Source organism: Corallococcus sp. CA049B, from assembly GCF_003611685.1.
GTDB classification, from domain to species: domain Bacteria; phylum Myxococcota; class Myxococcia; order Myxococcales; family Myxococcaceae; genus Corallococcus; species Corallococcus coralloides.
Genome location: NZ_RAWC01000433.1, coordinates 1 through 1,716 on the forward strand (window position 1 = coordinate 1; position 1,716 = coordinate 1,716).

1 protein-coding gene is annotated in these 1,716 nt (G+C 69.4%); it reads right to left on the bottom strand.

Annotation, left to right across the window (positions count from 1 at the left end; all coding sequences use genetic code 11):
- Positions 1 to 231 precede the first annotated feature (231 nt).
- Positions 232 to 1,650 (bottom strand): DUF3943 domain-containing protein, encoded by a 1,419-nt coding sequence (locus tag D7W82_RS39505; RefSeq protein ID WP_233588214.1) that lies wholly within the window; start codon positions 1,648 to 1,650, stop codon positions 232 to 234.
- Between the last annotated feature and the right edge of the window lie 66 nt (positions 1,651 to 1,716).

The following is a 1,716-nucleotide window of genomic DNA, read 5'->3' on the forward strand; positions in this document are numbered from 1 at the left end:
ACCATGTCCTGTGGCGAACCGTCCGCGAACGCGACGCAGGCGCGCAGGGCGCACGCCAGCGCCACGCCTCGCGGCAGCCACGGCCCCCGGAATCCGCCGCGCCATGGCCCCCGCCCGCCGTACCCCATCCGCTCCGCCCGCACCTCCGGGCACGGCCCCATGCCGTGCATCCGGAAGGTAAGCAGTCAGGTGTTGGAAAGCGCCCCCGGCGCTCACCCTCGAGGGCGGCGGCTAGTAGTGCACGGAGACGAAGACGCGCAACTGGTACGCGTCCTTCTGCACGTCCGGGTAGGTGTCGAAGCGGCTGTGTCGGCGGAACCAGTTCAGCTCCGAGCCCAGCCCCACGTGCTTGAACACCGGGATGTCCGCCTGGAGCTGGCCGGTGAACACGTGGTGTGAGCCTTTGGATCCGTCCAGCACCATGATGTGGGAGGTGCTCGCCTCCAGCGTGAGGACCTCCCAGGCGCCGCGCAGGTACGCGAGCTGGAGGTTCAAGCCCAGGCCGGGGCCGTAGTCGTAATTGCGGCTCGCCTTGCCGCTGTGCTCGGAGGAGATGCCGGTGAGGACGCTGCCGTCCACGAGCAGCGCGGTCCTCAGCTTCGAGCGCGCGTTGAAATGGCGCTCGTGCAGCAGGCCCGCTTGCAGGGACTGTCCGCCCAGTTCGTACGCGTTCGTGTCCACGTGGCTGGTCTGCTGGAGGAAGCCCAGGCGCAGCTCGTCCTTCTCCGTGCTCCAGAGTGACAACCTGGCGATCAACCCCTGGAGCCGCGAGTGGCTGATGAGGCTGCTCTCCGCCGTGGTGAACTGGACCCGCGCGTCGAAGGCGTCGAAGGGGTGGTGGAAGTCGCCCTGGTACATGTTGCCGTAGCGCATGTCGAGCTGGAGGAAGAACTGGTCCTCTCCCCAGATGAGCGGCTGTCCGTCGCCCAGCTTGAGGTAGCCCACGGCCCCCCAGAGGGACAGCTCGCGCGGCCGCCACTCCGCTGGCGTGGGTTCCTGGCGCGTCACGTCGCCGCGCAGCACCCGGTTGAAGCCGCGCACGGGGCTCATGGCGGCGGCGGTGAGCTCACGCACGAAGCGCTCGCCGCCGCGGGCCTCCGTGTCGAGCACCAGCGAGGACAGCCGGTAGAGCCCCTCGCCAATGGCCATGCCGCCCACGGACGTGTTGATGAAGTCATTGACGGACGGCGGCTTGTTCTCCGCGAACAGCTCCCACTGCGCGCTGCCAAACAGCGTGAAGGGCAGGGTGGCCAGGTAGGGCACGCCATTGTCGCGCGCGGCCGTGAAGTAGAGGCTGCCGTGGTACGGGTGCGCGAACTGGTTGGTGAGAAAGCCGTCCGCGTCCCAGACGAAGCCCGTGTTCAGGTTCTTCTTCCACGAGTCCGGGTCCACGCGCGCCCACTCCTTGTTCGCGAGGACCCGGTCCCACGTCCACACGAACAGGTTGATGGCGGTGATCTCCCCCACCGCGAGCCACGGGTGGAACCTCTTGCGGGACGCGTCCTCGCCGACGGTCTCCTCGTTCAGCGGGGCATCCGCTGGCGGCCCGGCCTGGACGGGAGCGTCAGCGGGAAGGGGCGGGGCGTCCTCGCGCCGCTCTTCCTGCGCGAAGGCCGGCCCGCCCAGCAGCAGTCCGCAGGCGAACAGCACGCCACCCAGAGGCCACGGACTTCCCCCTCCGCCGTGCCCCCGTCCGCGCCTGGCTCGCCCCATATC